Below are 21,000 nucleotides of genomic sequence, written 5' to 3'. Positions count from 1 at the left end.
CTCGGCGCAGCCCGAGACCGAGCGGGAATGCGCCTTTCGCCCGGAAACTTCATCTCAGTGGAACTCGATTTTGAACGCTGGCGCAGCCCCCTCTCCGGCCGCTGCGCGGCGACCTCTCCCCCGCTCCCGCGGGGGCGAGGAAATTATTGCGAACAAAGCGGAAACGATGCTTGATGGGCGATGAACATCGCCGCCCGTGATTCGTCCTTTGAAGCTCCCGCCTATCTCGCCCGGCTGAATGACGAGCAGCGGCTGGCGGTGCTGCATGGCGACGGCAGGGTGGCAGCACCTCTGCTGGTGATCGCCGGCGCCGGCTCCGGCAAGACCAACACGCTGGCGCATCGCGTGGCGCACCTCATCGTCAAGGGCGCCGATCCGCGCCGCATCTTGTTGATGACCTTTTCGCGCCGCGCGGCGTCAGAAATGGCCAAGCGTGTCGAGCGCATCGCCGGCGAGGTGCTGGGCCGCGACGCCGCGATCATCGCCGACGCGCTCTCCTGGGCCGGCACCTTCCACGGCATCGGCGCAAGGCTCTTGCGCGACTATGCCGAGCAGATCGGCCTCGATCCTGCCTTCACCATCCATGACCGCGAGGATTCCGCCGATCTGATCAACCTCGCCCGCCACGAGCTCGGTTTTTCCAAGACCGAAAGCCGCTTTCCAACAAAAAGCACCTGCCTGCAGATCTACTCCCGCGCCGTCAACGCGCAGGCGCCGCTCGGCGAGGTGCTTGGTGCGGCATTCCCCTGGTGCGCGGCATGGGCGGAACAGCTGAAGGAGCTGTTCGCGGCCTATGTCGAAGCCAAGCAGGAGCAGAACGTGCTCGATTACGACGATCTTCTGCTCTACTGGGCGCAGATGGCGGCCGAGCCGGAGATCGCCGCGCATCTTTCCTCCCGCTTCGATCATGTGCTGGTCGACGAATACCAGGACACCAACCGCCTGCAGGCCTCGATCCTGCTGGCATTGAAACCCGACGGCGCCGGGCTGACCGTGGTGGGCGACGACGCGCAGTCGATCTATTCCTTCCGCGCTGCGGAAGTGCGCAACATCCTCGATTTCCCAAAACAGTTCGCGCAAGGCGCCGAGATCGTCATGCTGGAGCGCAACTACCGCTCGACCGAGACGATCCTGGCCGCCGCCAACAAGGTGATCGGCGAGGCCACCGAACGCTTCACCAAGAACCTGTGGACCGAGCGCAGATCCTTCTACAAGCCGCAACTGGTGAGCGTGCGCGACGAGGCCGAGCAGGCCAATTATGTCTGCCAGGCGATCCTTGCCGAGCGCGAGGCAGGCACGGCGCTGAAGGCGCAAGCCGTGCTCTTCCGCGCCTCGCATCACAGCGGGCCGCTGGAGGTGGAGCTCACGCGCCGCAACATCCCCTTCGTGAAGTTCGGCGGACTGAAGTTCCTCGACGCCGCCCATGTCAAGGACATGCTGGCGATGCTGCGCTTCGCCGAGAACCCGCGCGACCGCGTCGCCGGTTTTCGCGTGCTGCAATTGATGCCGGGCATCGGTCCTTCCGCGGCCTCGCAGATCGTCGAGGCGATGGCGACGTCGCTCGACGAAACGCTGGGCCTTGCCCGCTTCCGGCCACCGCAGCGCGCAGCGCAGGATTGGCCGGTCTTCCTCGACATCTACGGCGGGCTGCGCGCCGGCCCGAAATGGCCGGCCGACCTCGAGCGGATCAGGCTCTGGTACGAGCCGCATATGGAACGCATCCATGAAGACGCGATCACGCGCCGGGCGGACCTCCTACAGCTCGAGCAGATCGCGTCAGGCTATCCCTCGCGCGAGCGTTTCCTGACCGAGCTGACGCTCGATCCGCCCGACGCCACCAGCGACCAGGCCGGCCCGCCGCATCGCGACGAGGATTACCTCATCCTGTCGACCATCCACTCGGCCAAGGGCCAGGAGTGGAAGAACGTCTTCGTGCTCAACACCGTCGACGGTTGCATCCCGGCCGATCTCGGCGTCGGCACCAAGGAAGACACAGAGGAGGAGCGCCGGCTGCTCTATGTGGCGATGACGCGGGCCAAGGACGGCCTGCATCTGGTGGTGCCGCAGCGCTTTTATCCGCACAACCAGCCGGCGCGCGGCGACCGCCACGTCTATGCCTCGCGCACCCGCTTCATTCCGGCCTCGATGCTTTCGGCCTTCGAACAGTCATCCTGGGCAAGCGCGGCGATCAAGGACGACCCGCGCCAAAGGCCGGGCGTCAAGGTCGATCTCGGCGCGCGCATGCGCGGCATGTGGAAATAGGCGTCGGCCCGCACCAAAGCGCGTCGCGACGAAGCAGAATCAGGCGACGCGCTTTGAGTCTTCGTTAGATGCATGTCGTTCTCCCAAAACCGCTGCGCACTTTTGGGCGACATGCATTCGCTCGCCAAGACAACGCGCGACCGCTTGTGGCTTTGTCGCGGAACTTTTCACCCGACAATAGGTTTTCGTTAGGAAAATCTAATGCAAGGAGGCAGCAATGAAGAATCTCATTCTAGCCGCGATGCTTGGCGTGGCTGCTATGGCGCCGACAACGGTTCCGACGCAGGCGACAAGCCTGACCATCACCACCGATGACGGGATGGGCCGATACAATGACGATTACTACTGGCGCCGCCATCATATGCGTGACGACAGCTGGCGCTATGGCGGGCGATACGAGATGCGCGACTGGCGCAGCCATCGCCACCATCGCGACTGTATGGTCAGGGTGCACAAGCGCTGGCACCACCATCATTGGGTCGTGAAGAGAGTCTGGAGCTGCGGCCTCCATAGAGGCTGGCGCTATTAGCAGCTGTCCCTTACCGAAGCTGAAGCGGGCCCGAAGCGGTGCCTGTAGGACAGGTGGAAAATGCGCTTGATCCCATCGGCGATGAGCTGGCGGCAGCGGCTTGCCGAAAGGGCCGGCCAGCTCTTCGTCAACATCATCGCGGGATTGATGGCAGGTGTCGCAATCCTCCTGCTGGTTCTGTCGACGTATTATCACGTTCCGCAACCTCCAGCGGAGGTGACGATCACGGCCGGCTCCGTCCCATGACGATCTGCCCTGCGCCGCCCTCTGGGCCAGAGGTCGAAGGTTCGCGGCGCCCCAAAAGGGCAAACTAGATCGAGGATCCGAATGGGCGATTATATTTGAATGGAACGCGGCTAGCGCTAATAGATCCAGCGCTTTTTCTTCACCAAGAGCCGGGCTTCCCGCAAAAGCGACGGCCACTCATAGCCTAGCAAAGCGATCAATTCTCGCGCCTGTTCTTCGGTAATGTCTGTTTCTTCAACCAAGCGCCGAAGTATGAAATTTTTAGCGCTTTCAGGCTGGCGGGGGATGTCGGCCACAAGAGCCTCCTAGCGGCCCAACGGCCCGAGGAGGGTTCAGTTCCCTCTACCAAGGATGCGAAGGCAAGGCTGGAGCAGAATCCAAGCGTCGTTTGATCTCCACCGGCGGCACGCCCTCGTTGAACAGCGCCAAGATGCGCTCTGCCAAAACGCGGCGCGCTTCCTCGTCGCCAGCGATACCCATCTCCTTCGCGTAATCCTCCAGGAGGTTGGCAAGTGCGACCAGTTGTTCGGGGTCGGCGACGCCCCAGAGAGTCCTCATCTCCGCTGTTCCTCGTTTGAGTAGGGCGAAAGCGTGATGAACTCTTCCAACCGTCCGTAGCCATTCAGATCGGACGACAAGGCATCGTACACCTGGCGCGACCGCTTAGCGAATCCTCCCTAGTCGTAGATGGAAATTTCAGACTGGACTCACTGCCGCCCTCTGGCGGGGGCAGGCACGAAAAGATCTCGGAACGTGGAACCTCGCGCGCCAAAGGCACGTTGTGTGGCGTCCTACCCCAAGACCGAGGCTGGCAGCCCGCCGTCCTCCGCCCCAATTCGCGAGGTCTAAATGTACGAGAGGATGTTCTTCACCCCGGTCGCGGTCAGCGTCGGCGCGGGTCACAGGCGCATGATTGCTTCGCTGTCCGACATGCATGAGTTCCTGACCGAGTTCCCGCCGTCGCGCCGGCGGCTGAGCTACGGCGCCGCGGCGAAGGCCTGCGAAGCCGCGCGGGCCGGAGAGATCTCCGCCGAATCGGCGCGCGATGCGCTGATCACCTTCGCGGTGACGGCTGGCATCCTGTGGCCGTCGGATCAGCCGATCGTCTCGGTGAAGCCGGTCGCGCGCGACTATAGTGGCTTCGCCGCCTGAGATCCGCCGGCCCCACGGCCGGTAAAGGCCTGGCGAAACCCGTCTGAGATAGCTCTCGGGCGGGTTTTTTCGTTCAATCCGGCCTTCCCGCACGCATGCCGCTGCCTGGCCGAATCCCGCGAAACTTTTCCCGCGCTCCATGAAACATCGCATAGAACGGCCCGCTGCGTGAAACAGCGCACAGATCAGCCCGTTACGTGAAGCAGCGCACAGAACATTCGCCTTCCCCGTGCAGGTTTGCGGACATGCAGCAGGGGTGCGGATGTTTCTTGATCGCGACCAGTTCAAGCCGGCAGCGGAAATGAGGCTCAGCCGAGACAAGTCCTCGATCCGGGTCACGGTAACCGACCAGAAGGCGTGCGAGCTCGGCGAGGCCGTCTATGCCTGGATCACCGCCGACGGCAGGCCGGTCAGGATCGGCACTTGCGGCTCATCGGCGGGAAAGCGCCTGTTGTCTTATCCCGGATACATCAACCGGAGCCTGGCCGGACGCAGCGGCGCGACGCCGAAATGGGAAGCGTTGAAGTGGCTGGGCCTGCTTACCGCGCATGGCATGCTGACGGCGGTTATCCATCAGCCCGAGCCGACATTGACGGCAGCCGGCCTGATCAGGCCCTATCTCGACGTCGAGCGCCAGCTGATCCGCCAGTACAGGCCGCTGCTCAACCGCAGCCGCCGGTGAGAGCCCTCCTGCCTCTGCCGCGCGGAGCTGTTCAGTGGAACGTGTTGGCGGCCTCGCCGGACAGCACGCTGCGCGGGCTTTCGAAGCTCACCTGGTCGCGTCCGTTCGACTTCGCCCTGTAGAGATGTCTGTCTGCGACCTGGAACATGTCGTGATAGGTGGTGGGTCCGCTGAAAGCGATGCCGCCGATGCTGACCGAGAGCGGACATGGCTGGCCGCCGGGCGCGAAGTCGGCCTCGCGGATGCGCCGCCTGATCGATTCCGCGACCAGGAAGGAACGCGTCGCGTCGGCGCCCGGAAGGAAGACTGCGAATTCCTCGCCGCCGATGCGTCCGACGATGTCGGCGCCGTGGAGCTGGCCCTGGATCGTCCTGGCGATCAGCTTCAGCGCCTGGTCGCCGCAATCATGGCCGAGACGGTCGTTGATCGACTTGAAATGATCGGCGTCGACGATCAGCAGCGCACCGGCATCGGCGACCGCATGGCCACGGGCCTGCTCGAGATAGGCCTCGACCAGCATCGAGAAGGCGCCGCGGTTGAAGACCGCCGTCAAGCTGTCGGTCGCGGCGACGATGCTGAGCTCCTTCTGGGCGATGGCCAGCTGGCGCATCTTCCACATCAGGAAGAACAGGAAGGAACCGCCAAGGACAAGCGGCAGGAACAGGTCGGTGAGCTTGGCCCAGAGCAGCGCCTCGGGCGACAGCGAGGGAAAGTTGAAGGAATCGACAAAGAAGGCCGCGGCAATGAAGAATGCCGTGCCGGCGACCGTGACCAGCGCCACCCTGCCCCAACTCGTGGCGGACAAATCGATGCGCATGCATTGCTCCCACTGCAACTGCCTTATTGTGGAGCGCGAGCGCAAACGAAGTCCTAATACATTAGCTTCAATGCAAGTTTGGTTAATCGGCAGCCAAGCTCCAGAGATGGCAGGGCGAGTCAGGCCATGGAAAACTGCGGCCCGCCAGCATTTTCGCGGCGATCGATGCGAGCTCTTGGCAGGCTGCTCTCAGGCGTAGGCGCGGCCTTCCTCGGAACGCTGGAACAGCATCAGGTCGAGCGGCACAGATGGCCTGCCGAGCACGGTGAGGCACATATGCGCCTGGCCGCGATGGTGGGTCTGGTGGTTGAAAAGATGGCTGAGCGCCGGCGCCAGCCGCTGCGAGACGGTGCGCATGTCGGTCGTCATATAGGAAAAACGTCCGGTGAACGCCTTGTCGGTCATGCCGCTCACCCAGTCGACGATCCTCCTGTCCTCGGCCTCGCGCGCCAAGCGCAAGCCTGGGAAGGCGCGATAGAGGATCGTCGCAAGGTTTGACGGCGCGTCCCCCTCGCCCGTAAAGCGCTTCATCCAGACGCGGTCGGTGACGAGCAGATGATTGAGCGTGCCCAGCATCGAGCCGAAGAAAGCACCGACGTCGCGGCCGAGCTCTTCCTCGTGGAGATCGGCAGCGGCATCGTAGATGCGCGCGTTGGCCCATTGATTGTAGGCCGCAAACATCATGAAATGCTGTTTCATTCTTCCATCCCGCTCAGAGCGAATCCCGGCTCTTCGTAACCCGCAGGACCCGTAATGACCATTCTGTTCTATGACCTCGTTGGCCACGACACCCAACGCCCGTTCAGCCCGCATTGCTGGAAGACGAAGATGGCGCTGGCCCACAAGGGGCTCGACGCCACCAAGGTGCCGACGCGCTTCCTGGACGTGCCCAAGGTGGAGGGCGGCGTGTCGAAGACGGTGCCGGTGATCCGCGACGGCGACCGCGTGGTGGCCGATTCCTTCGCCATCGCGCTCTATCTCGACGAGGCCTATCCGGAGCGGCCGACGTTATTCGGCGGCGAAGGCGGCAAGGCGATGGCGCGCTTCATCGAGCGCTGGTCGCAGCTCACCATCCATCCCTACCTCACGACGGTGCTGCTCGCCGACCTGCACGGCATGCAGGACGAGGCGAACCGCGCCTATTTCCGTCAGAGCCGCGAACAGCGGCTCGGCAAGCGGCTGGAAGATGTGGTTGCCGGACGCGACGCGGGGCTCGGCGTGTTCCGCGCCTCGCTGGAGCCGCTGCGCTCGATGCTTAGCTACCAGCCCTTCATCGGTGGCGAGGCACCGCTGTTTACCGACTACATCGTGTTCGGCGCGCTGCAATGGGCGCGCATCGCCTCGCCCTACCGGCTGCTCGAGGCCGACGACAGCGTCGCGCAGTGGTTCGAGCGCTGCCTCGACCTGCATGGCGGCATCGGCCGGCAGGTCGCGGCGGCGGCGTGACGGAACAGGGCCGCGAGCGGCAGGATCGTCATGCTGCGCTATGAGATCCAGGCCGAGATCTGGGTCTATCCCGGCAAGGGCGGCTGGCATTTCGTGACGCTGCCGGCCGAGCTCGCGGCGCGGATCAAGGCGGCGATGGCTGGGATGGCGCGGCCCTGGGGTTCGCTCGGCGTCACGGCCGTCATCGGCAAGACAAGATGGAGCACGTCGCTCTTCCCCGACAGAGCCTCCGGAAGCCTGATTCTGCCCATCAAGGCCTCGGTGCGGCAGCGCGAAGGGCTGAAGGCCGGCGATGCGCCGGCATTGACCATAGCGATCGAGCTTTAGCGTCTACTTTGGCGCGTTTTGTTCGGCGCGTCCTTGTCGACCAGCCTGACGCAGATCGGGTCGCCCTGCTCCATGCGCGCGCATTGCCACTCCGGGCCGAAGCCGAAATTCTCTTGTCCGCGCTGTGGGAAGAAGAGCAGGACGAAGGCGAGCACGGCGAGAACAACGGCCATGAGGAGAATGCCGGCGACATCGCCGCGTCTGAGGTAAGGCCAGTTCATCGCTTCCGGTTCCGCCGCGACGCTTCCGGCACAGATGCGAAACGCGCTCGCAGCCATCCAATTATCCCGCAAAGAGCCGGCCTTGACCAGAAGCCGCCTCCCCTTGGCAAGCCGCCAAGCGGCTTGTATAGAGCCCGCCACTCCAATTTCCATTTCCAGAACAAGGACGAGCCAATGGCGATCGAACGCACCTTCTCCATGATCAAGCCGGATGCGACCAAGCGCAATCTGACCGGCGCCATCATCAAGATGCTGGAGGATGCGGGCCTGCGCGTCATCGCGTCGCGCCGCGTGTGGATGAGCCGCCGCGAGGCCGAAGGCTTCTATGCCGTCCACAAGGAACGTCCGTTCTTCGGCGAGCTGGTCGAGTTCATGTCGTCGGGCCCGACCGTCGTGCAGGTGCTGGAGGGCGAGAACGCCATTGCCAAGAACCGAGAAGTGATGGGCGCCACCAACCCGGCCAACGCCGCCGAGGGCACCATCCGCAAGGTGCATGCGCTGTCGATCGGCGAGAATTCGGTGCACGGTTCCGACGCGCCGGAAACCGCCGCGCAGGAGATCCGCTACTGGTTCTCCGACACCGAGATCGTCGGCTGAGCTGGAAGCTTCGGTTTTTTGTAACAAAGGGCGGCCCTCGGGCCGCCTTTTTTGTCGCACTGGGTGGGCAGGCAGGCCAGGTGCCCTAGATCGACGCCTTCGGCGACAAGTGACAAGGGGCGTTGCCGGCTGTGAGCGAAGATAGGAAGGGAAGCATGATCGACCCTCATATTTCCAAGAGCAGCGTTGCATATCCGGACGATCTCGTCCTGTTGAAGCGCATTTACGACCAGGTCTGCGAGGAGCGGGGCATTACCCGCGGCAGCCCCAAGGCCTCCGAGCTGGCGATCGAAGCCATGAAGCTGTTTTCCGCCGGCATTTTCGACGAAGGCACGATCGGCCGTCGCCTTCGCCACCGCTGATCGAACGGTCGGTCGGGTTCAATCCCCGTCGCCGTAGCGGATCACCTCGACCTTCTCCCTGGTGATCAGGCAACTGTTGGTCAGCGCCTTGATCTGAGGGATCAGCGCATCGATCTTTTCCGGCGCGTCGACGATCTCGACGACGATTGGCAGGTCCTGCGACAGCCGCAGGATCTTGGCGGTGTGGAGCACGCTCGAGCGGCCGAAGCCGAGCGGCCCTCGGAGCACGGTCGCGCCCGCCATGCCGGTCTCGCGTGCCTTGATGACGATCGCCTCATGCAGCGGCTTGCCGTCGGCCGCCCTGTCGTCCTCGCCGAAGAAGATCCTGAGCAGCACGCATTGGCTGGGAAGTTCCATGTTCTCCTCCCTGATCACCTGGTGATCGGCAAGCGGTTGAACCTGGCCGCCATGAGATAGCCGAGCCAGGCCGAAGCAAGCGACAGGACCACCACACTGACAAGATAGGTCGTGGCGAGGCCGAGGTCGCCCTCGAAAAGCAGGATGAAGGTGTCGAGGCTCATGGCCGAGAAGGTGGTGAGGCCGCCGCAGAAGCCGCCGGTCACGAACTGGCGGCCGGCGGGGCCGACCATGAGGCGCCCGTCCGGCCGGGTCAGCGTGGCGAAGAACATGATGACCCAGGAGCCGACGACGTTGACGAAAGCCGTTGCAAGAAGCGCGCTCCAGCCCAGCAGCGAGACGATGACATAGCCGCACAGGAAGCGTGCCAGCGAACCGACGGCCGCGCCGCAGCCGACCGCCAGATAAAGCCGCAAGGCCGTCTGTCTGTCGTTTCCGGACATGGCGCCCTACCCTGCCACCCGCACGACAGCCCAAAAGCCGAGCGCAACGGCGAGCATGCAGAGTGCCGCCGAGGCGACGGCGTTGAAGGCAGCGAGCCGCCGCTCGCCGTCGAGCGCGAGGTTCAACGTCTGCAGGCAGAAGGACGAAACCGTGGTGTAGCCGCCGAACAGGCCGACCACGATCAGGTCGCGCACCAGCTCGGCGGAAAAGATTCCACCGACCGACCGCGCGGCACCGGCGAAGGCGCCGATGGCCAGCGCGCCGGAGACGTTGACCACCAGCGTGCCCCAGGGAAAGGTCTCGCCAACGCTGCGGCCGACAACGCCCGAGAGGAAGAAGCGGGAAACACCGCCGAGGAAGCCGCCGATCAGGACCAGGGCGCAGGCCGCAAGGGTCATCGCTTCATTGCCTTTCCACAAGGCGATCCCACTTAGGGAATCGCTTCAACAAAGCAGGCACGATGCGAGCGGGAAAAACAAATCCTGCCGCGCAAAGCACGCCTGGCAGGAGTCATCAGCCCAGATACGAAAAAGCACGGGCGGTTTCGGGGGAACCCCATCCCCTTTTTTTGGGAAACTAGGTATTTCCGGCGATGCGGTCAATCCGGGCCGGTTCGACGCCTCGCCCCTCAATCAGAACCGGGCCTACGGATCAACTGTGAATTCGGCCCACATGCCGGCTCGATAGTGACCTGGCATGTTGCAGATCAGCAGGTACTTTCCAGCCTTGAGATTGACACTCAATGTGCCCGATGCGCCAGGATGGAGTTCCGAAACCTCGCCCTTGTCACCGGCCTTGTCTTCGTCAACCCGGTTCTCGGCGCTAATGTACGGAAGCTGCTGACCGGGGTTGACAAGGTATATAACGATCATTTCGTGAACCCTGTCCTTGGAGTCATTCTTCACATTGAATGTGACCTTTCCGGCCCTCACTGCTGCGGGCGAAACCTTGATGCCCATGGTCGCCTTAGCGGTATCGTGGCTTGGCGTCGCATAAGCGAGCCCCATCGCCATCGGCGTCCGCGCTCCTTTGTCCCATAGCGAGATATCGACAAGCGATGCAGCCTGCGTGGCGCTTGCGCCTCCGGCAATCAGCATTGCAGCAGTCAGGCCGATTCCTGCTCGTATTGATGTGCATTTCATGGTGACCTCCATCCAAAACGGCAGCGGACACGGCATGTTTCCGCTTACCATTCTCCCATTTGGGGGAGATTGGCCGTCATCCGGCTTTCGCCGATCTCGAGCGGGCGGGCACTAAAGCTACACCGGGGAGATGGCCGGCAGGACAGGCTGTCCGGCCGGCATCGAGGTTCTGCACCGCTTAGCCCCCCGCGGCGGGCTGATATCACTTCGGCTGGCGCTCTTTCACATTTGCATGATTGTTCGCCGCGTCGGTGTCAGTGGCCGGCGTCTTGGTCTCCTCGCCGGTGAACGGACTGCCCTGTCCGGGTGCGAGGTCGCCGCTGTGGCCGGCCTTGTTGGTCTGGAAGGGCTGACTGTCTGGGCTGAGGCCATGCTGGGTGGCATTGAATAGGTGGTCGTCCGCCCTGGCGAAACCGGCGAAGGCAATCAGCGATACGCCTGCGGCAGCGAGAATGAGCGCGTGCTTTTTCATTTCTGGTCTCCTTTGAGGGCCAGATCGATCCGCGCATTCGGTCCGGCGACTTCGGTGAAGGGACATATGTCCCTTTCGCCTGCCCGCCATATGAGGAAGTTAACGCCTCCGCGACGTGAATTATTCCGGGAGGTCGTGAGATATTGGCCAACGCCGCGTCGCGACCCTTCGCGTAGACGTCTCAAGGGATCGTCGAAACCTCAGCTCGCGGCGCTGAAGCGCAGGATGTCGCGGCCGTCCTTGTCGGCGATGGTGAGCTTGCCGGCATCGATCCGGTAGGACGCAGCCTTGGTCAGCGCGTCGAACAGCGCCTTCTCTTCAGCCATCGCACCCTGTGCGCAAGCCATGCGAGTCGAGCCGATGTCGCCGATGGCAATCCTGTGCCCTTCCACCGTGGCGGTGGCGAAGTAGGTGTTGCACGGGCCTTTGCCGCCCGCCTTGCCGGCTTCGCTGATGCGGAACGTCGCTTGCGGCTCGGCGATCGCGCCGATCCCGTCGATATATTCGACGAGCCAGCTCTGGCCGTACAAGGCCCCGGCGTCCTGCTCGGTGGCGGGCGCGACCATCTTCAGCACGACGGTCTGAGGCTTGCCGTCCAGCGGATCGACCTGGTGGCGGGTGTCGGTGATGAACAGCAGCCGGTCGTCGACGGTGATACGGGCCTGCAGCGCATAGGTCCTGCCCGGTTTGATCGCCTTGGGATCGAAGGCGATCTCGAACTTGATCGGCACCTGGCCGGCCGGCACGATCTTGCGCTGACCGATAATCGTCGCCGGCGCGTCGGCCAGCGAGACGTCGGCGAGCTCGACCGAAAGCACGGCATTGGGCGGCAGCGCGATGCGCTCGCGATAGGTCGCTTCGCCCGCAAGCGTCTTTTCGGCGGCCCTGGTGAGCTCCGGCACGGCAAGCACGCCGACCACCAGAGGTACCAGCCCGAAGATGAAGAATTCCGCGATCCTGTCCAGCATGACCCTGCTCCGCCAAGCAAATCAAACCGATTTGCAAGGTCGGGAAGGATTGCGGTTGTTCAATGGCCGAGGCCGGACTTATTCGCCAGATTTCTTCCAGCGGTCAGCGGCCTCGTCGTCGGCGTCCTTGGCTCCGACCCAGCCGCCTTCGGAGCCGTCGGCGCGGTGCTCCTTCTTCCAGAACGGCGCGCGCGACTTCAGGTAATCCATCAGGAAATTCGCCGCCTCGAAGGCCGCCTGGCGGTGCGCGGAGGCCGCAACCACCAGCACGATGTTGTCGCCCGGCGCGATTTTCCCGTGGCGGTGGATGACGCTGATCCCCTGCAGCGGCCAGCGCTCAACGGCCTCGGCGGCGATGCGGCCGATCTCGGCCTCGGCCATGCCGGGATAATGCTCGAGCTCGAGCGCCGCGAGCGCGCCCTCTTCGTCGCGGCAGAGGCCGGAAAAGGTAACCACGGCGCCGATGTCGGCGCGGCCCTTCGTCAGGACGGCGATCTCGGCGGCAATGTCGAAATCCTCGCGCTGGACGCGGATGGCCGGCACGACGGCGCTTGCCATTCTCAGCCCCCGGTCATCGGCGGAAACAGCGCGATCTCGCGCGCGCCCGCGATTTTCTCGCGGTGGCCGACATGTTCCTGGTTGATGGCGACACGGATGACGTCCGGATATTGCAGCGCGTTTTCGTATTCCTCGCCGCGCGACTTCAGCCAGCGCAACAGATCGGCAACGGTCTCGATGCCGGCCGGCAGGTCGACTTGCTCTTCCGGCTTGCCGATCCGCTCGCGCACCCAGGCGAAATAGATAAGTTTCGTCGACATCTCACTCGTCCATGATGTGCTTAAGGCCGGCGCGGAAATAGTCGTAGCCGGTGTAGAGGGTGACGAGCGCCGCGATCCACAGCAGCACCAGGCCGATCTGGGTGGTCAGCGGGAAGATCTTGTCGCCGGCCGGGCCGACGAGCAGGAAGGCGATGGCGACCATCTGGATGGTCGTCTTCCATTTGGCGAGTTGCGTCACCGGCACCGACACTTTCAGCGCCGCCAGATATTCGCGCAGGCCCGAAACCAGGATCTCACGGCACAGGATGATGATCGCCGCCCAGAGCGACCAGCCGGCGATGCCTGCATGGCGGTCGGTGTCGGCGGCGAGCAGGAGCAGACAGGTGGCGACCAGAAGCTTGTCGGCGATCGGGTCCAGCATCTTGCCGATGTTGGAGGTCTGCTGCCAGGCGCGCGCGAAATAACCGTCGAAATAGTCGGTGATGGAGGCGAGCAGGAAGATGACCAGCGCCGACCAGCGGGCGAAGTCGGAGGACTTCAGATGGCCTTCGAGAAAAAAGCACAGGACCACCAGCGGCACCGCGACGATGCGGGCGTAGGTGAGGATATTCGGCAGGTTGAAAGCGCGCTGGGCCATTTCTGATCGGGAACTCTCGCCTCACCTACTCAAATCAGAAGCCAATGTGGGGGGTCAACAGGCGAGATTCGATTGGTCGGCCCAAAATAGGCGCAAGAATGGTCAACTGTCATGAAAATGGTTGTAGACCAGCTTCGCCACATGCTCGGAAATGCCGTCGACCTTGACAAGGTCCTCGACTGCGGCGCGGCTGACCGCCTTGGCGGTGCCGAAATGGTGGAGCAGCGCGCGCTTGCGGCCGGGGCCGATGCCGGCAATCTCGTCGAGCGGGCTTTTCACCATCTCCTTCTTGCGGCGGGCGCGATGCGAGCCGATGGCGAAGCGGTGCACCTCGTCGCGCAGGCGCTGGACGAAATAGAGCACCGGATCGCGCACCGGCAGCATGAAAGAGTCCCTGCCCTTGACGAAGAAGCGCTCGCGCCCGGCGTCGCGGTCCGGCCCCTTGGCGATACCGATGGCGACGATGCGGTCCTCGATGCCGAGATCGGACAGGATCTTGCGCACTGCCGTCATCTGGCCCTGGCCGCCGTCGATCAGAATGACGTCGGGCCAGGCCGGGAAGCTGCCGTCTCCCTCGACGAGATTCTCGGCCGCGTCGTCCTCGACTTCCGAGCCCGCCCCGCCTGAAGATTTGGCATCGCCGTGCTCCCTGAGCAGCCGCGAGAAGCGCCGCTCCATCACCTCGCGCATCATGCCGAAATCGTCACCCGGCGTGATCTCGGTCGAGCGGATGTTGAATTTCCGGTACTGGTTCTTCACAAAACCTTCCGGCCCCGCGACGACCATCGCGCCGACCGCATTTGTGCCCATGATGTGCGAGTTGTCGTAGACCTCGATGCGCACCGGCGGCTTTGCCAGGCCGAAGGTCTCGGCAAAACCTTGCAGCAGCCGCGCCTGCGTGGAGGTTTCCGCCAGCCTGCGGCCGAGCGCCTCACGCGCGTTCTGCAGCGCGTGGTCGGTCAGATCCTTCTTCTCGCCGCGCTGCGGCACCGAGATCGCTATCCTGCGCCCGGCGCGGGTGGAGAACGCCTCGGCGAGCAGTTCCTGCTCTTGCACGGTCTGGGAGAGAAGCAGCGTGCGCGCCGGCAGCTTGTCGTCATAGAACTGCGCCAGGAACGAGCCCAGCACCTCAGCCGGTTCCAGCGCCGGATCGGCCTTTGGGAAATAAGCGCGGTTGCCCCAGTTCTGGCCGGTGCGGAAGAAGAACACCTGGATGCAGGTCTGGCCACCTTCCTGGTGGATGGCGAAGACGTCCGCCTCCTCAACGGTTTGCGGGTTGATGCCCTGATGCGCCTGCACATGCGACAGCGCCGCAAGGCGGTCGCGATAGATCGCGGCCCGCTCGAAATCGAGCTCTTCGGAGGCCTGCTGCATGGCAGCCGAAATCTCGGTCTTCACCTTCTGGCTGCGGCCGGAGAGAAAGTCCTTCGCCTCGGCGACCAGCTCGGCATAGCCCTGATGCGAGATCTCGCCGGTGCAAGGCCCGGCGCAACGCTTGATCTGGTACAGCAGGCAGGGCCGCGTGCGGTTCTCGTAGAAGGAATCCGTGCAGCTTCGAAGCAGGAAGGCGCGCTGCAGCGAATTGATGGTGCGCCCGACCGCGCCGGCCGACGCAAATGGGCCGAAATAGTCGCCCTTGCGCGAGCGCGCACCGCGATGCTTGTAGATGCCGGGCGAGACATGGTCGCCGGTGAGCAGGATGTAGGGGAACGACTTGTCGTCCCGCATCAAGACGTTGAATCGGGGCCTCAGCCGCTTGATGAGGTTCGCCTCGAGCAGCAGCGCCTCGATCTCGGTGCGGGTGACGACGAACTCCATCGTCGCCGTCTCGCGCACCATGCGGCCGATGCGGGCGGTGTGGAAGCGCCCTTGCGCGTAGTTGGTGACGCGCTTCTTCAGGCTGCGCGCCTTGCCGACATAGAGCACGTCGCCGACGGCATTCATCATGCGGTAGACGCCGGGCTGATTGGGCAGCCGCTTGACCAGCGTCTGTATCACCTCGGCGCCGACCATGCCGTCGGCATCGCCGGCATGCGGCGTCCAGTCTATCGCCGTGAAGGCGACATCGGGACCGGTGGGAGCGGCTTCCGGCTCGACGATCTCCTCCGCCGCCTCGTCCTCAACGTCGATATCGGGGTCGACATCGGGCGGCAAATCGTCGGCGGCGCCGTTTCGGCTGTGTTTTTGGGCGGGACTCATTCCACCATGCCTGTCACATCGGGCGTCTGCCACGCAAGATGCTGGCCGCCATCGAGCGCGATCATCTGGCCAGTGACGGAGCGCGCCTCCCACAGGTAGCGGATGGTGGCGCCGAATTCCGGCAATTGCGCGCCGCGCTTCAGGATCAGGCCCTCGACCTGCTTGCCGAAATCATCGTCGTCCTGGCGCTTGTTCTTCAGCGTCGGGCCGGGGCCGATGGCGTTGACGCGAATGCGCGGCCCCAGCGCTTGCGCCAGCATTTGCGTCTGCGTCCACAGGGCCGATTTCGACAGCGCATAGGAGAAATAGCGCGGCGTCGGCCGCCAGACGCGCTGGTCGATGATGTTGACGATCAGCCCGTCCTCGCCTTCCGGCAAGGCGCGGGCGAAGTTCTGTGCCAGCAGCGCCGGTGTCTTTACATGGATGGCGAAGTGGCGATCCCACGCCTGCCAGTCGAAATCCTCGATACGGTCGTCGACGAACAAAGAGGCGTTGTTGACGAGCAGCGTGACCGGGCCAAGGGCCGCCTCGGAGCGACCGACGAGATCGCCGACGGCGTCCATATCGGTGAGGTCGGCGACAAACACGGCGGCACGGCCGCCCTGGTCCCTGATGCGGCTGGCCAGGGCTTCGGCCTCGGCTCCTGAGCGGTTGGCATGGATGGCGACGGCAAAACCATGTGCGGCCAGGTCCTCGACGATCGCCTTGCCGATCCTTCTGGCACCCCCCGTCACCAGCGCCACGCCAGCGGCCTGTCTCATGTTGTCAATCCTCAATCGGCTTCACGATTCCGGGAAGCCGGCACAATATGACGGGCCAAGCGTTAAATGCCATTTCCACCTGGGGCAGGAATGTGGCGAAGCGGCCCGTACGCACGCTTGCCGGCCCGGATTCGGGACGTTCTCATAGCGCAATATAGGCCGCCGGCCCCCTTGAACCAAGCGATGTGCAGCGCAACATGATTAGCCTTCTGACATTTCGCTGTTGCGAAGATGCAACGTCACTTTTCGGCCTCATTCGCGCCAGGGAATGACCCAAGTTCAGGTTCGCTTCAGCCGTATTTCACCACGACATTTGGAACCGTTGAGCGCCAAGCCCGTTTATCCCCCCGGACGGGCCGGGGCATTCATGAACATAAAAAGCCTAGTGTCTTGTGGCTTAAGGAGTAAACAACAATGCAAGCCAATCTCAAGTTTGCGCGGCCGCTGGCGGTTGCGCTCGGGCTCTTCGCCCTCGGCGGTACCGCCTATGCCGCAGACGTCGTTTCGGAAGAGCCCCCGGCTCCCGCCCCGGTTGCCGAACTCCCCGTCGCTTCCTGGGCCGGCCCCTATGCCGGTATCAGCCTCGGCTACGGCTTCAGCGGCCATGCCGATGCCCGCGACGCCGGCGTCAACGTGAAGACCAAGGGCTTCATCGGCGGCGTCTTCGGCGGCTATCAGTGGCAGCAGGAGAACTTCGTCTACGGCGCTGAAGCCGATCTCGGCTATAACGGCGTCAAGGGCGACAGCGCAGGCATCAACGCCAAGGGCGGCCTCGAAGGCTCGCTGCGCGCTCGTCTCGGCTATGCCGTGACCCCGGAAATCCTGCTCTATGGCACCGGCGGTCTCGCCGCCAAGAACCAGAAGATCACGGATAGCGTTACCGCCACCGACGAAAGCAAGGCGATGTTGGGCTGGACGGCCGGTGTCGGCACCGACATCAAGATCACGGACAACGTGTTCGGCCGCGTCGAGTACCGCTACACCGACTACGGCGACAACGATTTTGGCGCTCTTGGCAACGTCAAGTCCAAGGACAACCGCGTCACCTTCGGCGTCGGTATGAAGTTCTAAGTCGTCCAAGCCACGACACGGAAAAGCCGGGCCTCGCGCCCGGCTTTTTTTGTGGCTGCTTTCCGGGACGGAAGCTGTCACCAACTCGTCCGGTCACCCGCTGTGTGGATCAACCGTCGGCTGTTGCTGGAAGCCCTCATGGGCAGGAATCGACGGCAGCCGGTCCAGCCATTTGACGCGTGAGTGCATGAGGACCTGCGCATCGGGCTGGTAGTCATCAGGGTTGGTCATGGTGGCGGCGTGAACGTGGATCTCGTGGGGCCATTTATCGGAACGGAAATAGAGCCTCGTGCCGCAGGACGGGCAGAACCCGCGAAAGGTGTTGGGACTGCTCTCATAGTGTGTGATGTCGCCGGTCCAGCTCAGTTGCTCCGGCCTCATGCCCAGGAAGGCCGTCAACGGAGCGGACGTGGCGCGCTGGCAGTCGGCGCAGTTGCAGACCAGATTGCGCGTGACTTCCCCGGAATATGTCCAGGTGACCACCCCGCACATGCAATGCCCTGCCAGAAATGCCATGGCTCCCTCCCATTTGCCGAACCGGTCCGACATCGGCCGATGCGGCACAGGATAGGCCGCGCGATCTCCTCACGCGCGCTTCTTTGCGACCTTGGCCGGCTTCGATCTCGGCGGCAGCGTCTCGACGAAAGCTCGCGCGAGATCGAGCCAGCCGACGAGATCGGCCTCCGTCACCGTACCTTCCGGCGCGACATGGACGTATCCTTCCATCGAACGACCACCCATTTCCATCGGTCGCGCATGAGGGCGAGCTGCAGCTTCCGTATGCGCTGCCTTGCCGACGCGGACCAGCAGCCCGCGCTTCGAAGTGCCGATCAGCATGTTGCCGTTGAGCATGAAGCAGGTGCCGCCGAACATCTTCTGCTCGGTGAAGGCGCGCTTGCCAAGAGCGGCACGCAGGCGCTCGACCATGGGGTCTGTTGTACTGGCTGATTTCGGCATGCTCACCGCCCGTGTGCGATTTGCGTGGCGTCAGGCAAGCACGGAAGCGGGAGGAGATTCAAGGTGGGAGTGGAGCAGAGGCTGCTGATCTCCCTTGTGGGGGAGATCAGCAAGACCTCATCCCGGCACACATTTCAGCTCGGGGAACTTCTCGTCGAAGCGCGCGGCCCAGCGGACCAGCCGGCCGCGGCCCTTCTCCCACTGGCCGCCGAAGCGCAGCGCCAGGTAGCCGAGGCAGGCGCGCAGCGCCATCTGGCCGGCGGTGATCTTCTTGGGCAGCTTCGGCGGGTTGGCGTTGAGGAGATCGAGCGTGGCGGTGATCTTCGCCCACTGCCGGTCGAGCCAGGGCTGATAGACCATGGTGTCCGGGCGCATGCGCCGCTCATAGACCATCGACAACGCGCAGTCGCAGATGCCGTCGGCCAGCGCCTCCAGCACCTCGGCCTCGAGCCGCTTGTCGGGATTACGCGGGAACAGCGCGTTCTTCGACAGCCGGTTGAGATGCTGGGTGATCGCCCGGCTGTCGTGGACCGTGCGGCCGTCCTCCAGCACCAGCACCGGGATCTTGCCGAGCGGATTGGCCGATATCAGCTCCGCCGGCTTGTCCTCCGTCTTGACCGGCACGAGGTCGATGGCGATGCCGGCATAGGCGGCGGCCATGCGAACCTTCGAACTGTAGGGAGAGGTGGAGGCGTAGAGCAGCTTCGGCATGATCGGTTTCCCAGTTGTTTGCGCGCACTGTTGACCGAATGCTCTTGCCAGAGCAACGGCCAGCACCGCCAATCCAGATAGCCAATACAAGTTGCCGTCACAGGCCCGCACAATAAAAAAGCTCCCGGAAGTTTGCCGGGCGGCAAATTTCCAGGAGCTTTCAGGAAAGGCGTTTGCCGATCCACTCCGCCCGCTGCGACGCCGACTGGCGAGAGGGGCGCCGACGGCGCCCGCCCTCACCCTTTCCGTGTCGCCAGCAAAGCGACGCGATTACTTCTTGGCCGGCGCCTTCTTTGCAGGCGCTGCCTTCTTCACCGCTGCCGTCGACTTGGCGGCTGCTGCTTTCATCGGCGCCTTGGCGGCGGGCTTGGCCGCTGCCTTCGCTGCCGGCTTCTTGGCGGCGGCCGGTTTCGCTGCTGCCTTGGCGGCGGGTTTCGGCGCTGCCTTGGCGGCGGGCTTGGCTGCCGCCTTCGCTGCCGGCTTCTTGGCGGCGGGCTTCGCCGCTGCCTTGGCGGCGGGCTTGGCTGCTGCCTTCGGTGCTGCCTTCTTCACTGCTGCAGGTTTCGCGGCAGCCTTCGGTGCCGCTTTCTTTGCCGGCGCTTTCGCCGCCGGCGCCTTGGTTGTCGTCTTTGCCATGCGATGCCCCTTGCGTTTTGCCTAAGGTCGTGAGTGACCCGGCGTGCTCATGCATATCTGACTCGCGGCTATCTAGCCAGCGAAGCAACACAATGATTTTCAGTTATTGAATTTTGGTTACACAAGACCCGCTGACAAGGGTATCGACGCAAAAATCGACAGAGAATCTTTGCCTTTCGAAGTGAAATTGCGTCGCCGAGAATTCCCGATGCTCTCTATCGCCAGATCATCCGGACATCTTGGCGCCGCGTAGAGCGTAGAATGTGAGCGGATTGCTCATAATAGACAACACATACCAAACCGCGCGTTACATCTTGCCCAGAGGAAATATCTACAGGTCAAGGCGAAGCAAAGCCGAGCCAGCACGACGGCAAACCTTGCGCGCTAAAAAGCGAGCTTATCGCTCGTATTCAAGAGCTGGCGCTCGAAGCGCCGAGCAGCTCGGGCTCCCGCTGCAGGCGGCGCGAAGGCTCCGCCCGGCGCGCTTTCTTTGCTCGTCGCAATTCTCGACGGAAAACCGCTGCGCACTTTTCCTGGAATTGCTCTCGCACGAAATGTGAGTATCTTGTTTATATTCTCGGGAGACCCGGCCAGGATGTCTACTCGCATTGCCAAGCCAGCCCCGCGCATGCGCAAGGAGCCGCGCCAGGCGCGCTCGGTCGCCACCGTCGAGGCGATAATTGAAGCAGGTGCTCGCGTTCTGAGCGAGATCGGCTGGGCGGGCTTCAGCACCAACAAGGTGGCGGAGGCCGCGGGCGTGAGCATCGGCTCGCTCTATCAATATTTTCCCGACAAGCTCGCTTTGGTCGACGCAATCCGCCGCCGCCACTTCGACCATGTGCTGTCGGCCATCCGCGAAGCGGCGGCCGAGGAGAAGCCGCTCAGGCAATTCGCGCGCGAGCTGGTGCGCGGCATGATCGCCGCGCACAGCATCCACCCGACGCTGCATCAGGTGCTGCTCGACGAGGCGCCGGGCGACCGCGGCTCGCGCGCCGCGCATGCCTCGTTCCAAGCCCGCTACCTCGAGCATTATAGAGCGGCCGTCGCGCAATATCGCCGGCGCCTGAAGGATACCGAGACCGTGGCGCGCGTGCTCTCCTCAGCCGTCGAGGGGGTGATCCACAATGCGGCGCGCCGCAACATGCTCGATGCGCCGGAGCTGCAGAAGCAGCTCGGCGAGCTGATCTGCGCGTACCTGTCCGGCCAGGGCGCGCGGGCATGACGG

The 21,000-nt window shown here is 63.7% G+C and carries 31 protein-coding genes and 1 riboswitch; of the genes, 11 read left to right on the top strand and 20 right to left on the bottom strand.

Features of this window, described 5'->3' with window-relative positions:
• Positions 1-180 precede the first annotated feature (180 nt).
• The 3 genes from DH10_RS25345 (at position 181) to DH10_RS25335 (ending at position 3,037) form a co-directional block, all read left to right on the top strand.
• Positions 181-2,262, top strand: coding sequence for an ATP-dependent helicase (locus DH10_RS25345; protein ID WP_192256325.1), 2,082 nt, complete (start codon positions 181-183; stop codon positions 2,260-2,262).
• Between the two features lie 217 nt (positions 2,263-2,479).
• Positions 2,480-2,791, top strand: coding sequence for a hypothetical protein (locus tag DH10_RS25340; protein ID WP_192256327.1), 312 nt, complete (start codon positions 2,480-2,482; stop codon positions 2,789-2,791).
• A gap of 60 nt (positions 2,792-2,851) precedes the next feature.
• Positions 2,852-3,037: a hypothetical protein gene (locus DH10_RS25335; RefSeq protein WP_192256329.1), complete on the top strand. Its 186-nt coding sequence runs from the start codon at positions 2,852-2,854 to the stop codon at positions 3,035-3,037.
• 116 nt (positions 3,038-3,153) lie between these two features.
• On the opposite strand, the gene DH10_RS25330 is transcribed toward DH10_RS25335, so the two are convergent.
• Together DH10_RS25330 and DH10_RS25325 are read right to left on the bottom strand one after the other, a co-directional pair.
• Positions 3,154-3,333: a hypothetical protein gene (locus DH10_RS25330; protein WP_192256544.1), complete on the bottom strand. Its 180-nt coding sequence runs from the start codon at positions 3,331-3,333 to the stop codon at positions 3,154-3,156.
• A 46-nt stretch (positions 3,334-3,379) separates the two neighbouring features.
• On the bottom strand, positions 3,380-3,595 hold the full coding sequence (locus DH10_RS25325) for a hypothetical protein (protein WP_192385486.1): 216 nt from the start codon (positions 3,593-3,595) through the stop codon (positions 3,380-3,382).
• Positions 3,596-3,886: 291 nt separating this feature from the next.
• On the opposite strand from DH10_RS25325, the gene DH10_RS25320 reads away from it, so the two are divergent.
• Together DH10_RS25320 and DH10_RS25315 are read left to right on the top strand one after the other, a co-directional pair.
• Complete coding sequence (locus tag DH10_RS25320; protein ID WP_192256333.1) at positions 3,887-4,189, top strand: DUF982 domain-containing protein; 303 nt, start codon at positions 3,887-3,889, stop codon at positions 4,187-4,189.
• Between the two features lie 262 nt (positions 4,190-4,451).
• Positions 4,452-4,871 carry a hypothetical protein gene (locus tag DH10_RS25315; RefSeq protein WP_192256335.1) on the top strand — a complete coding sequence of 140 codons (420 nt, stop codon included), beginning with the start codon at positions 4,452-4,454 and terminating at the stop codon, positions 4,869-4,871.
• 31 nt (positions 4,872-4,902) lie between these two features.
• Here the strand turns inward: DH10_RS25315 and DH10_RS25310 are convergent, their stop codons facing one another.
• Positions 4,903-5,688, bottom strand: a complete 786-nt coding sequence (locus DH10_RS25310) for a GGDEF domain-containing protein (protein WP_192256337.1) — start codon at positions 5,686-5,688, stop codon at positions 4,903-4,905.
• 189 nt (positions 5,689-5,877) lie between these two features.
• A complete protein-coding gene (locus DH10_RS25305; protein ID WP_192256339.1) occupies positions 5,878-6,387 on the bottom strand; it encodes a DinB family protein in 510 nt (169 codons plus the stop codon).
• Positions 6,388-6,441: 54 nt separating this feature from the next.
• On the opposite strand from DH10_RS25305, the gene DH10_RS25300 reads away from it, so the two are divergent.
• Positions 6,442-7,134: a glutathione S-transferase family protein gene (locus tag DH10_RS25300; RefSeq protein WP_192256340.1), complete on the top strand. Its 693-nt coding sequence runs from the start codon at positions 6,442-6,444 to the stop codon at positions 7,132-7,134.
• Between the two features lie 30 nt (positions 7,135-7,164).
• Complete coding sequence (locus DH10_RS25295; RefSeq protein WP_192256342.1) at positions 7,165-7,461, top strand: DUF1905 domain-containing protein; 297 nt, start codon at positions 7,165-7,167, stop codon at positions 7,459-7,461.
• On the opposite strand, the gene DH10_RS25290 is transcribed toward DH10_RS25295, so the two are convergent.
• A complete protein-coding gene (locus tag DH10_RS25290; protein WP_192256344.1) occupies positions 7,458-7,739 on the bottom strand; it encodes a hypothetical protein in 282 nt (93 codons plus the stop codon). The two genes, DH10_RS25295 and DH10_RS25290, sit on opposite strands and share 4 nt — an antisense overlap.
• A gap of 117 nt (positions 7,740-7,856) precedes the next feature.
• On the opposite strand from DH10_RS25290, the gene ndk reads away from it, so the two are divergent.
• Together ndk and DH10_RS25280 are read left to right on the top strand one after the other, a co-directional pair.
• Entirely contained in the window at positions 7,857-8,279 is a 423-nt protein-coding gene (gene ndk, locus DH10_RS25285) for a nucleoside-diphosphate kinase (protein ID WP_192256346.1), read from the top strand.
• A gap of 155 nt (positions 8,280-8,434) precedes the next feature.
• Positions 8,435-8,641: a hypothetical protein gene (locus DH10_RS25280; RefSeq protein WP_192256347.1), complete on the top strand. Its 207-nt coding sequence runs from the start codon at positions 8,435-8,437 to the stop codon at positions 8,639-8,641.
• 18 nt (positions 8,642-8,659) lie between these two features.
• Here DH10_RS25280 and DH10_RS25275 read toward each other — a convergent pair whose 3' ends face one another.
• From DH10_RS25275 to DH10_RS25225, 11 genes are all read right to left on the bottom strand, one after another.
• On the bottom strand, positions 8,660-8,998 hold the full coding sequence (locus DH10_RS25275) for a DUF190 domain-containing protein (protein WP_192256349.1): 339 nt from the start codon (positions 8,996-8,998) through the stop codon (positions 8,660-8,662).
• Positions 8,999-9,012: 14 nt separating this feature from the next.
• The gene (gene crcB, locus DH10_RS25270; protein WP_192256351.1) at positions 9,013-9,441 is read right to left on the bottom strand and encodes a fluoride efflux transporter CrcB; all 429 of its coding nucleotides are present in this window, start codon (positions 9,439-9,441) and stop codon (positions 9,013-9,015) included.
• A gap of 6 nt (positions 9,442-9,447) precedes the next feature.
• Positions 9,448-9,840 (bottom strand): fluoride efflux transporter CrcB, encoded by a 393-nt coding sequence (crcB, locus tag DH10_RS25265; RefSeq protein ID WP_192256353.1) that lies wholly within the window; start codon positions 9,838-9,840, stop codon positions 9,448-9,450.
• Between the two features lie 99 nt (positions 9,841-9,939).
• Positions 9,940-10,014, bottom strand: a riboswitch (Fluoride riboswitch).
• 72 nt (positions 10,015-10,086) lie between these two features.
• Positions 10,087-10,584, bottom strand: a complete 498-nt coding sequence (locus DH10_RS25260; RefSeq protein WP_246506565.1) for a cupredoxin domain-containing protein — start codon at positions 10,582-10,584, stop codon at positions 10,087-10,089.
• A gap of 202 nt (positions 10,585-10,786) precedes the next feature.
• The gene (locus tag DH10_RS25255) at positions 10,787-11,056 is read right to left on the bottom strand and encodes a hypothetical protein (protein ID WP_192256355.1); all 270 of its coding nucleotides are present in this window, start codon (positions 11,054-11,056) and stop codon (positions 10,787-10,789) included.
• A 200-nt stretch (positions 11,057-11,256) separates the two neighbouring features.
• Entirely contained in the window at positions 11,257-12,024 is a 768-nt protein-coding gene (locus tag DH10_RS25250) for a YbaY family lipoprotein (RefSeq protein WP_192256357.1), read from the bottom strand.
• A 78-nt stretch (positions 12,025-12,102) separates the two neighbouring features.
• Positions 12,103-12,582 carry a molybdenum cofactor biosynthesis protein MoaE gene (locus DH10_RS25245; protein ID WP_192385485.1) on the bottom strand — a complete coding sequence of 160 codons (480 nt, stop codon included), beginning with the start codon at positions 12,580-12,582 and terminating at the stop codon, positions 12,103-12,105.
• Positions 12,583-12,584: 2 nt separating this feature from the next.
• Complete coding sequence (gene moaD / locus DH10_RS25240; protein WP_192256361.1) at positions 12,585-12,842, bottom strand: molybdopterin converting factor subunit 1; 258 nt, start codon at positions 12,840-12,842, stop codon at positions 12,585-12,587.
• A gap of 1 nt (position 12,843) precedes the next feature.
• Positions 12,844-13,440: a CDP-diacylglycerol--glycerol-3-phosphate 3-phosphatidyltransferase gene (gene pgsA, locus DH10_RS25235; protein WP_126095484.1), complete on the bottom strand. Its 597-nt coding sequence runs from the start codon at positions 13,438-13,440 to the stop codon at positions 12,844-12,846.
• 102 nt (positions 13,441-13,542) lie between these two features.
• A complete protein-coding gene (gene uvrC, locus DH10_RS25230; protein ID WP_192385484.1) occupies positions 13,543-15,639 on the bottom strand; it encodes an excinuclease ABC subunit UvrC in 2,097 nt (698 codons plus the stop codon).
• Complete coding sequence (locus DH10_RS25225) at positions 15,636-16,400, bottom strand: SDR family oxidoreductase (protein ID WP_192256365.1); 765 nt, start codon at positions 16,398-16,400, stop codon at positions 15,636-15,638. Before DH10_RS25225 ends, uvrC begins: the two co-directional genes overlap by 4 nt.
• A gap of 414 nt (positions 16,401-16,814) precedes the next feature.
• Here DH10_RS25225 and DH10_RS25220 point away from each other — a divergent pair, with 414 nt between their 5' ends.
• Positions 16,815-17,471, top strand: coding sequence for an outer membrane protein (locus tag DH10_RS25220; RefSeq protein ID WP_192385483.1), 657 nt, complete (start codon positions 16,815-16,817; stop codon positions 17,469-17,471).
• A gap of 93 nt (positions 17,472-17,564) precedes the next feature.
• Here DH10_RS25220 and DH10_RS25215 read toward each other — a convergent pair whose 3' ends face one another.
• From DH10_RS25215 to DH10_RS25200, 4 genes are all read right to left on the bottom strand, one after another.
• Complete coding sequence (locus tag DH10_RS25215) at positions 17,565-17,987, bottom strand: GFA family protein (protein ID WP_192256370.1); 423 nt, start codon at positions 17,985-17,987, stop codon at positions 17,565-17,567.
• 69 nt (positions 17,988-18,056) lie between these two features.
• On the bottom strand, positions 18,057-18,428 hold the full coding sequence (locus DH10_RS25210) for a TfoX/Sxy family protein (protein ID WP_192256372.1): 372 nt from the start codon (positions 18,426-18,428) through the stop codon (positions 18,057-18,059).
• A 117-nt stretch (positions 18,429-18,545) separates the two neighbouring features.
• Positions 18,546-19,139, bottom strand: a complete 594-nt coding sequence (locus tag DH10_RS25205) for a glutathione S-transferase (protein ID WP_192256374.1) — start codon at positions 19,137-19,139, stop codon at positions 18,546-18,548.
• Positions 19,140-19,409: 270 nt separating this feature from the next.
• Positions 19,410-19,775: a hypothetical protein gene (locus DH10_RS25200; RefSeq protein WP_192256376.1), complete on the bottom strand. Its 366-nt coding sequence runs from the start codon at positions 19,773-19,775 to the stop codon at positions 19,410-19,412.
• Positions 19,776-20,403: 628 nt separating this feature from the next.
• Here DH10_RS25200 and DH10_RS25195 point away from each other — a divergent pair.
• Positions 20,404-20,997: a TetR/AcrR family transcriptional regulator gene (locus DH10_RS25195; protein ID WP_192256536.1), complete on the top strand. Its 594-nt coding sequence runs from the start codon at positions 20,404-20,406 to the stop codon at positions 20,995-20,997.
• The last annotated feature ends 3 nt before the right edge of the window (positions 20,998-21,000 follow it).

Origin of the sequence: Mesorhizobium silamurunense (assembly GCF_014843825.1) — a bacterium.
Taxonomy (GTDB): Bacteria; Pseudomonadota; Alphaproteobacteria; order Rhizobiales; family Rhizobiaceae; genus Mesorhizobium; species Mesorhizobium silamurunense.
This window is presented reverse-complemented; position numbering and strand designations above follow the sequence as displayed.

Excerpts from the sequence above, each read along its gene's own strand:
- DH10_RS25345 (WP_192256325.1), top strand. The coding sequence starts at position 181 with ATGAACATCGCCGCCCGTGATTCGTCCTTTGAAGCTCCCGCCTATCTC.
- DH10_RS25340 (WP_192256327.1), top strand. The coding sequence starts at position 2,480 with ATGAAGAATCTCATTCTAGCCGCGATGCTTGGCGTGGCTGCTATGGCG.
- DH10_RS25335 (WP_192256329.1), top strand. The coding sequence starts at position 2,852 with ATGCGCTTGATCCCATCGGCGATGAGCTGGCGGCAGCGGCTTGCCGAA.
- DH10_RS25325 (WP_192385486.1), bottom strand. The coding sequence starts at position 3,595 with ATGAGGACTCTCTGGGGCGTCGCCGACCCCGAACAACTGGTCGCACTT.
- DH10_RS25320 (WP_192256333.1), top strand. The coding sequence starts at position 3,887 with ATGTACGAGAGGATGTTCTTCACCCCGGTCGCGGTCAGCGTCGGCGCG.
- DH10_RS25315 (WP_192256335.1), top strand. The coding sequence starts at position 4,452 with ATGTTTCTTGATCGCGACCAGTTCAAGCCGGCAGCGGAAATGAGGCTC.
- DH10_RS25310 (WP_192256337.1), bottom strand. The coding sequence starts at position 5,688 with ATGCGCATCGATTTGTCCGCCACGAGTTGGGGCAGGGTGGCGCTGGTC.
- DH10_RS25305 (WP_192256339.1), bottom strand. The coding sequence starts at position 6,387 with ATGAAACAGCATTTCATGATGTTTGCGGCCTACAATCAATGGGCCAAC.
- DH10_RS25300 (WP_192256340.1), top strand. The coding sequence starts at position 6,442 with ATGACCATTCTGTTCTATGACCTCGTTGGCCACGACACCCAACGCCCG.
- DH10_RS25295 (WP_192256342.1), top strand. The coding sequence starts at position 7,165 with ATGCTGCGCTATGAGATCCAGGCCGAGATCTGGGTCTATCCCGGCAAG.
- DH10_RS25290 (WP_192256344.1), bottom strand. The coding sequence starts at position 7,739 with ATGGCTGCGAGCGCGTTTCGCATCTGTGCCGGAAGCGTCGCGGCGGAA.
- ndk (WP_192256346.1), top strand. The coding sequence starts at position 7,857 with ATGGCGATCGAACGCACCTTCTCCATGATCAAGCCGGATGCGACCAAG.
- DH10_RS25280 (WP_192256347.1), top strand. The coding sequence starts at position 8,435 with ATGATCGACCCTCATATTTCCAAGAGCAGCGTTGCATATCCGGACGAT.
- DH10_RS25275 (WP_192256349.1), bottom strand. The coding sequence starts at position 8,998 with ATGGAACTTCCCAGCCAATGCGTGCTGCTCAGGATCTTCTTCGGCGAG.
- crcB (WP_192256351.1), bottom strand. The coding sequence starts at position 9,441 with ATGTCCGGAAACGACAGACAGACGGCCTTGCGGCTTTATCTGGCGGTC.
- crcB (WP_192256353.1), bottom strand. The coding sequence starts at position 9,840 with ATGACCCTTGCGGCCTGCGCCCTGGTCCTGATCGGCGGCTTCCTCGGC.
- DH10_RS25260 (WP_246506565.1), bottom strand. The coding sequence starts at position 10,584 with ATGAAATGCACATCAATACGAGCAGGAATCGGCCTGACTGCTGCAATG.
- DH10_RS25255 (WP_192256355.1), bottom strand. The coding sequence starts at position 11,056 with ATGAAAAAGCACGCGCTCATTCTCGCTGCCGCAGGCGTATCGCTGATT.
- DH10_RS25250 (WP_192256357.1), bottom strand. The coding sequence starts at position 12,024 with ATGCTGGACAGGATCGCGGAATTCTTCATCTTCGGGCTGGTACCTCTG.
- DH10_RS25245 (WP_192385485.1), bottom strand. The coding sequence starts at position 12,582 with ATGGCAAGCGCCGTCGTGCCGGCCATCCGCGTCCAGCGCGAGGATTTC.
- moaD (WP_192256361.1), bottom strand. The coding sequence starts at position 12,842 with ATGTCGACGAAACTTATCTATTTCGCCTGGGTGCGCGAGCGGATCGGC.
- pgsA (WP_126095484.1), bottom strand. The coding sequence starts at position 13,440 with ATGGCCCAGCGCGCTTTCAACCTGCCGAATATCCTCACCTACGCCCGC.
- uvrC (WP_192385484.1), bottom strand. The coding sequence starts at position 15,639 with ATGAGTCCCGCCCAAAAACACAGCCGAAACGGCGCCGCCGACGATTTG.
- DH10_RS25225 (WP_192256365.1), bottom strand. The coding sequence starts at position 16,400 with ATGAGACAGGCCGCTGGCGTGGCGCTGGTGACGGGGGGTGCCAGAAGG.
- DH10_RS25220 (WP_192385483.1), top strand. The coding sequence starts at position 16,815 with ATGCAAGCCAATCTCAAGTTTGCGCGGCCGCTGGCGGTTGCGCTCGGG.
- DH10_RS25215 (WP_192256370.1), bottom strand. The coding sequence starts at position 17,987 with ATGGCATTTCTGGCAGGGCATTGCATGTGCGGGGTGGTCACCTGGACA.
- DH10_RS25210 (WP_192256372.1), bottom strand. The coding sequence starts at position 18,428 with ATGCCGAAATCAGCCAGTACAACAGACCCCATGGTCGAGCGCCTGCGT.
- DH10_RS25205 (WP_192256374.1), bottom strand. The coding sequence starts at position 19,139 with ATGCCGAAGCTGCTCTACGCCTCCACCTCTCCCTACAGTTCGAAGGTT.
- DH10_RS25200 (WP_192256376.1), bottom strand. The coding sequence starts at position 19,775 with ATGGCAAAGACGACAACCAAGGCGCCGGCGGCGAAAGCGCCGGCAAAG.
- DH10_RS25195 (WP_192256536.1), top strand. The coding sequence starts at position 20,404 with ATGCGCAAGGAGCCGCGCCAGGCGCGCTCGGTCGCCACCGTCGAGGCG.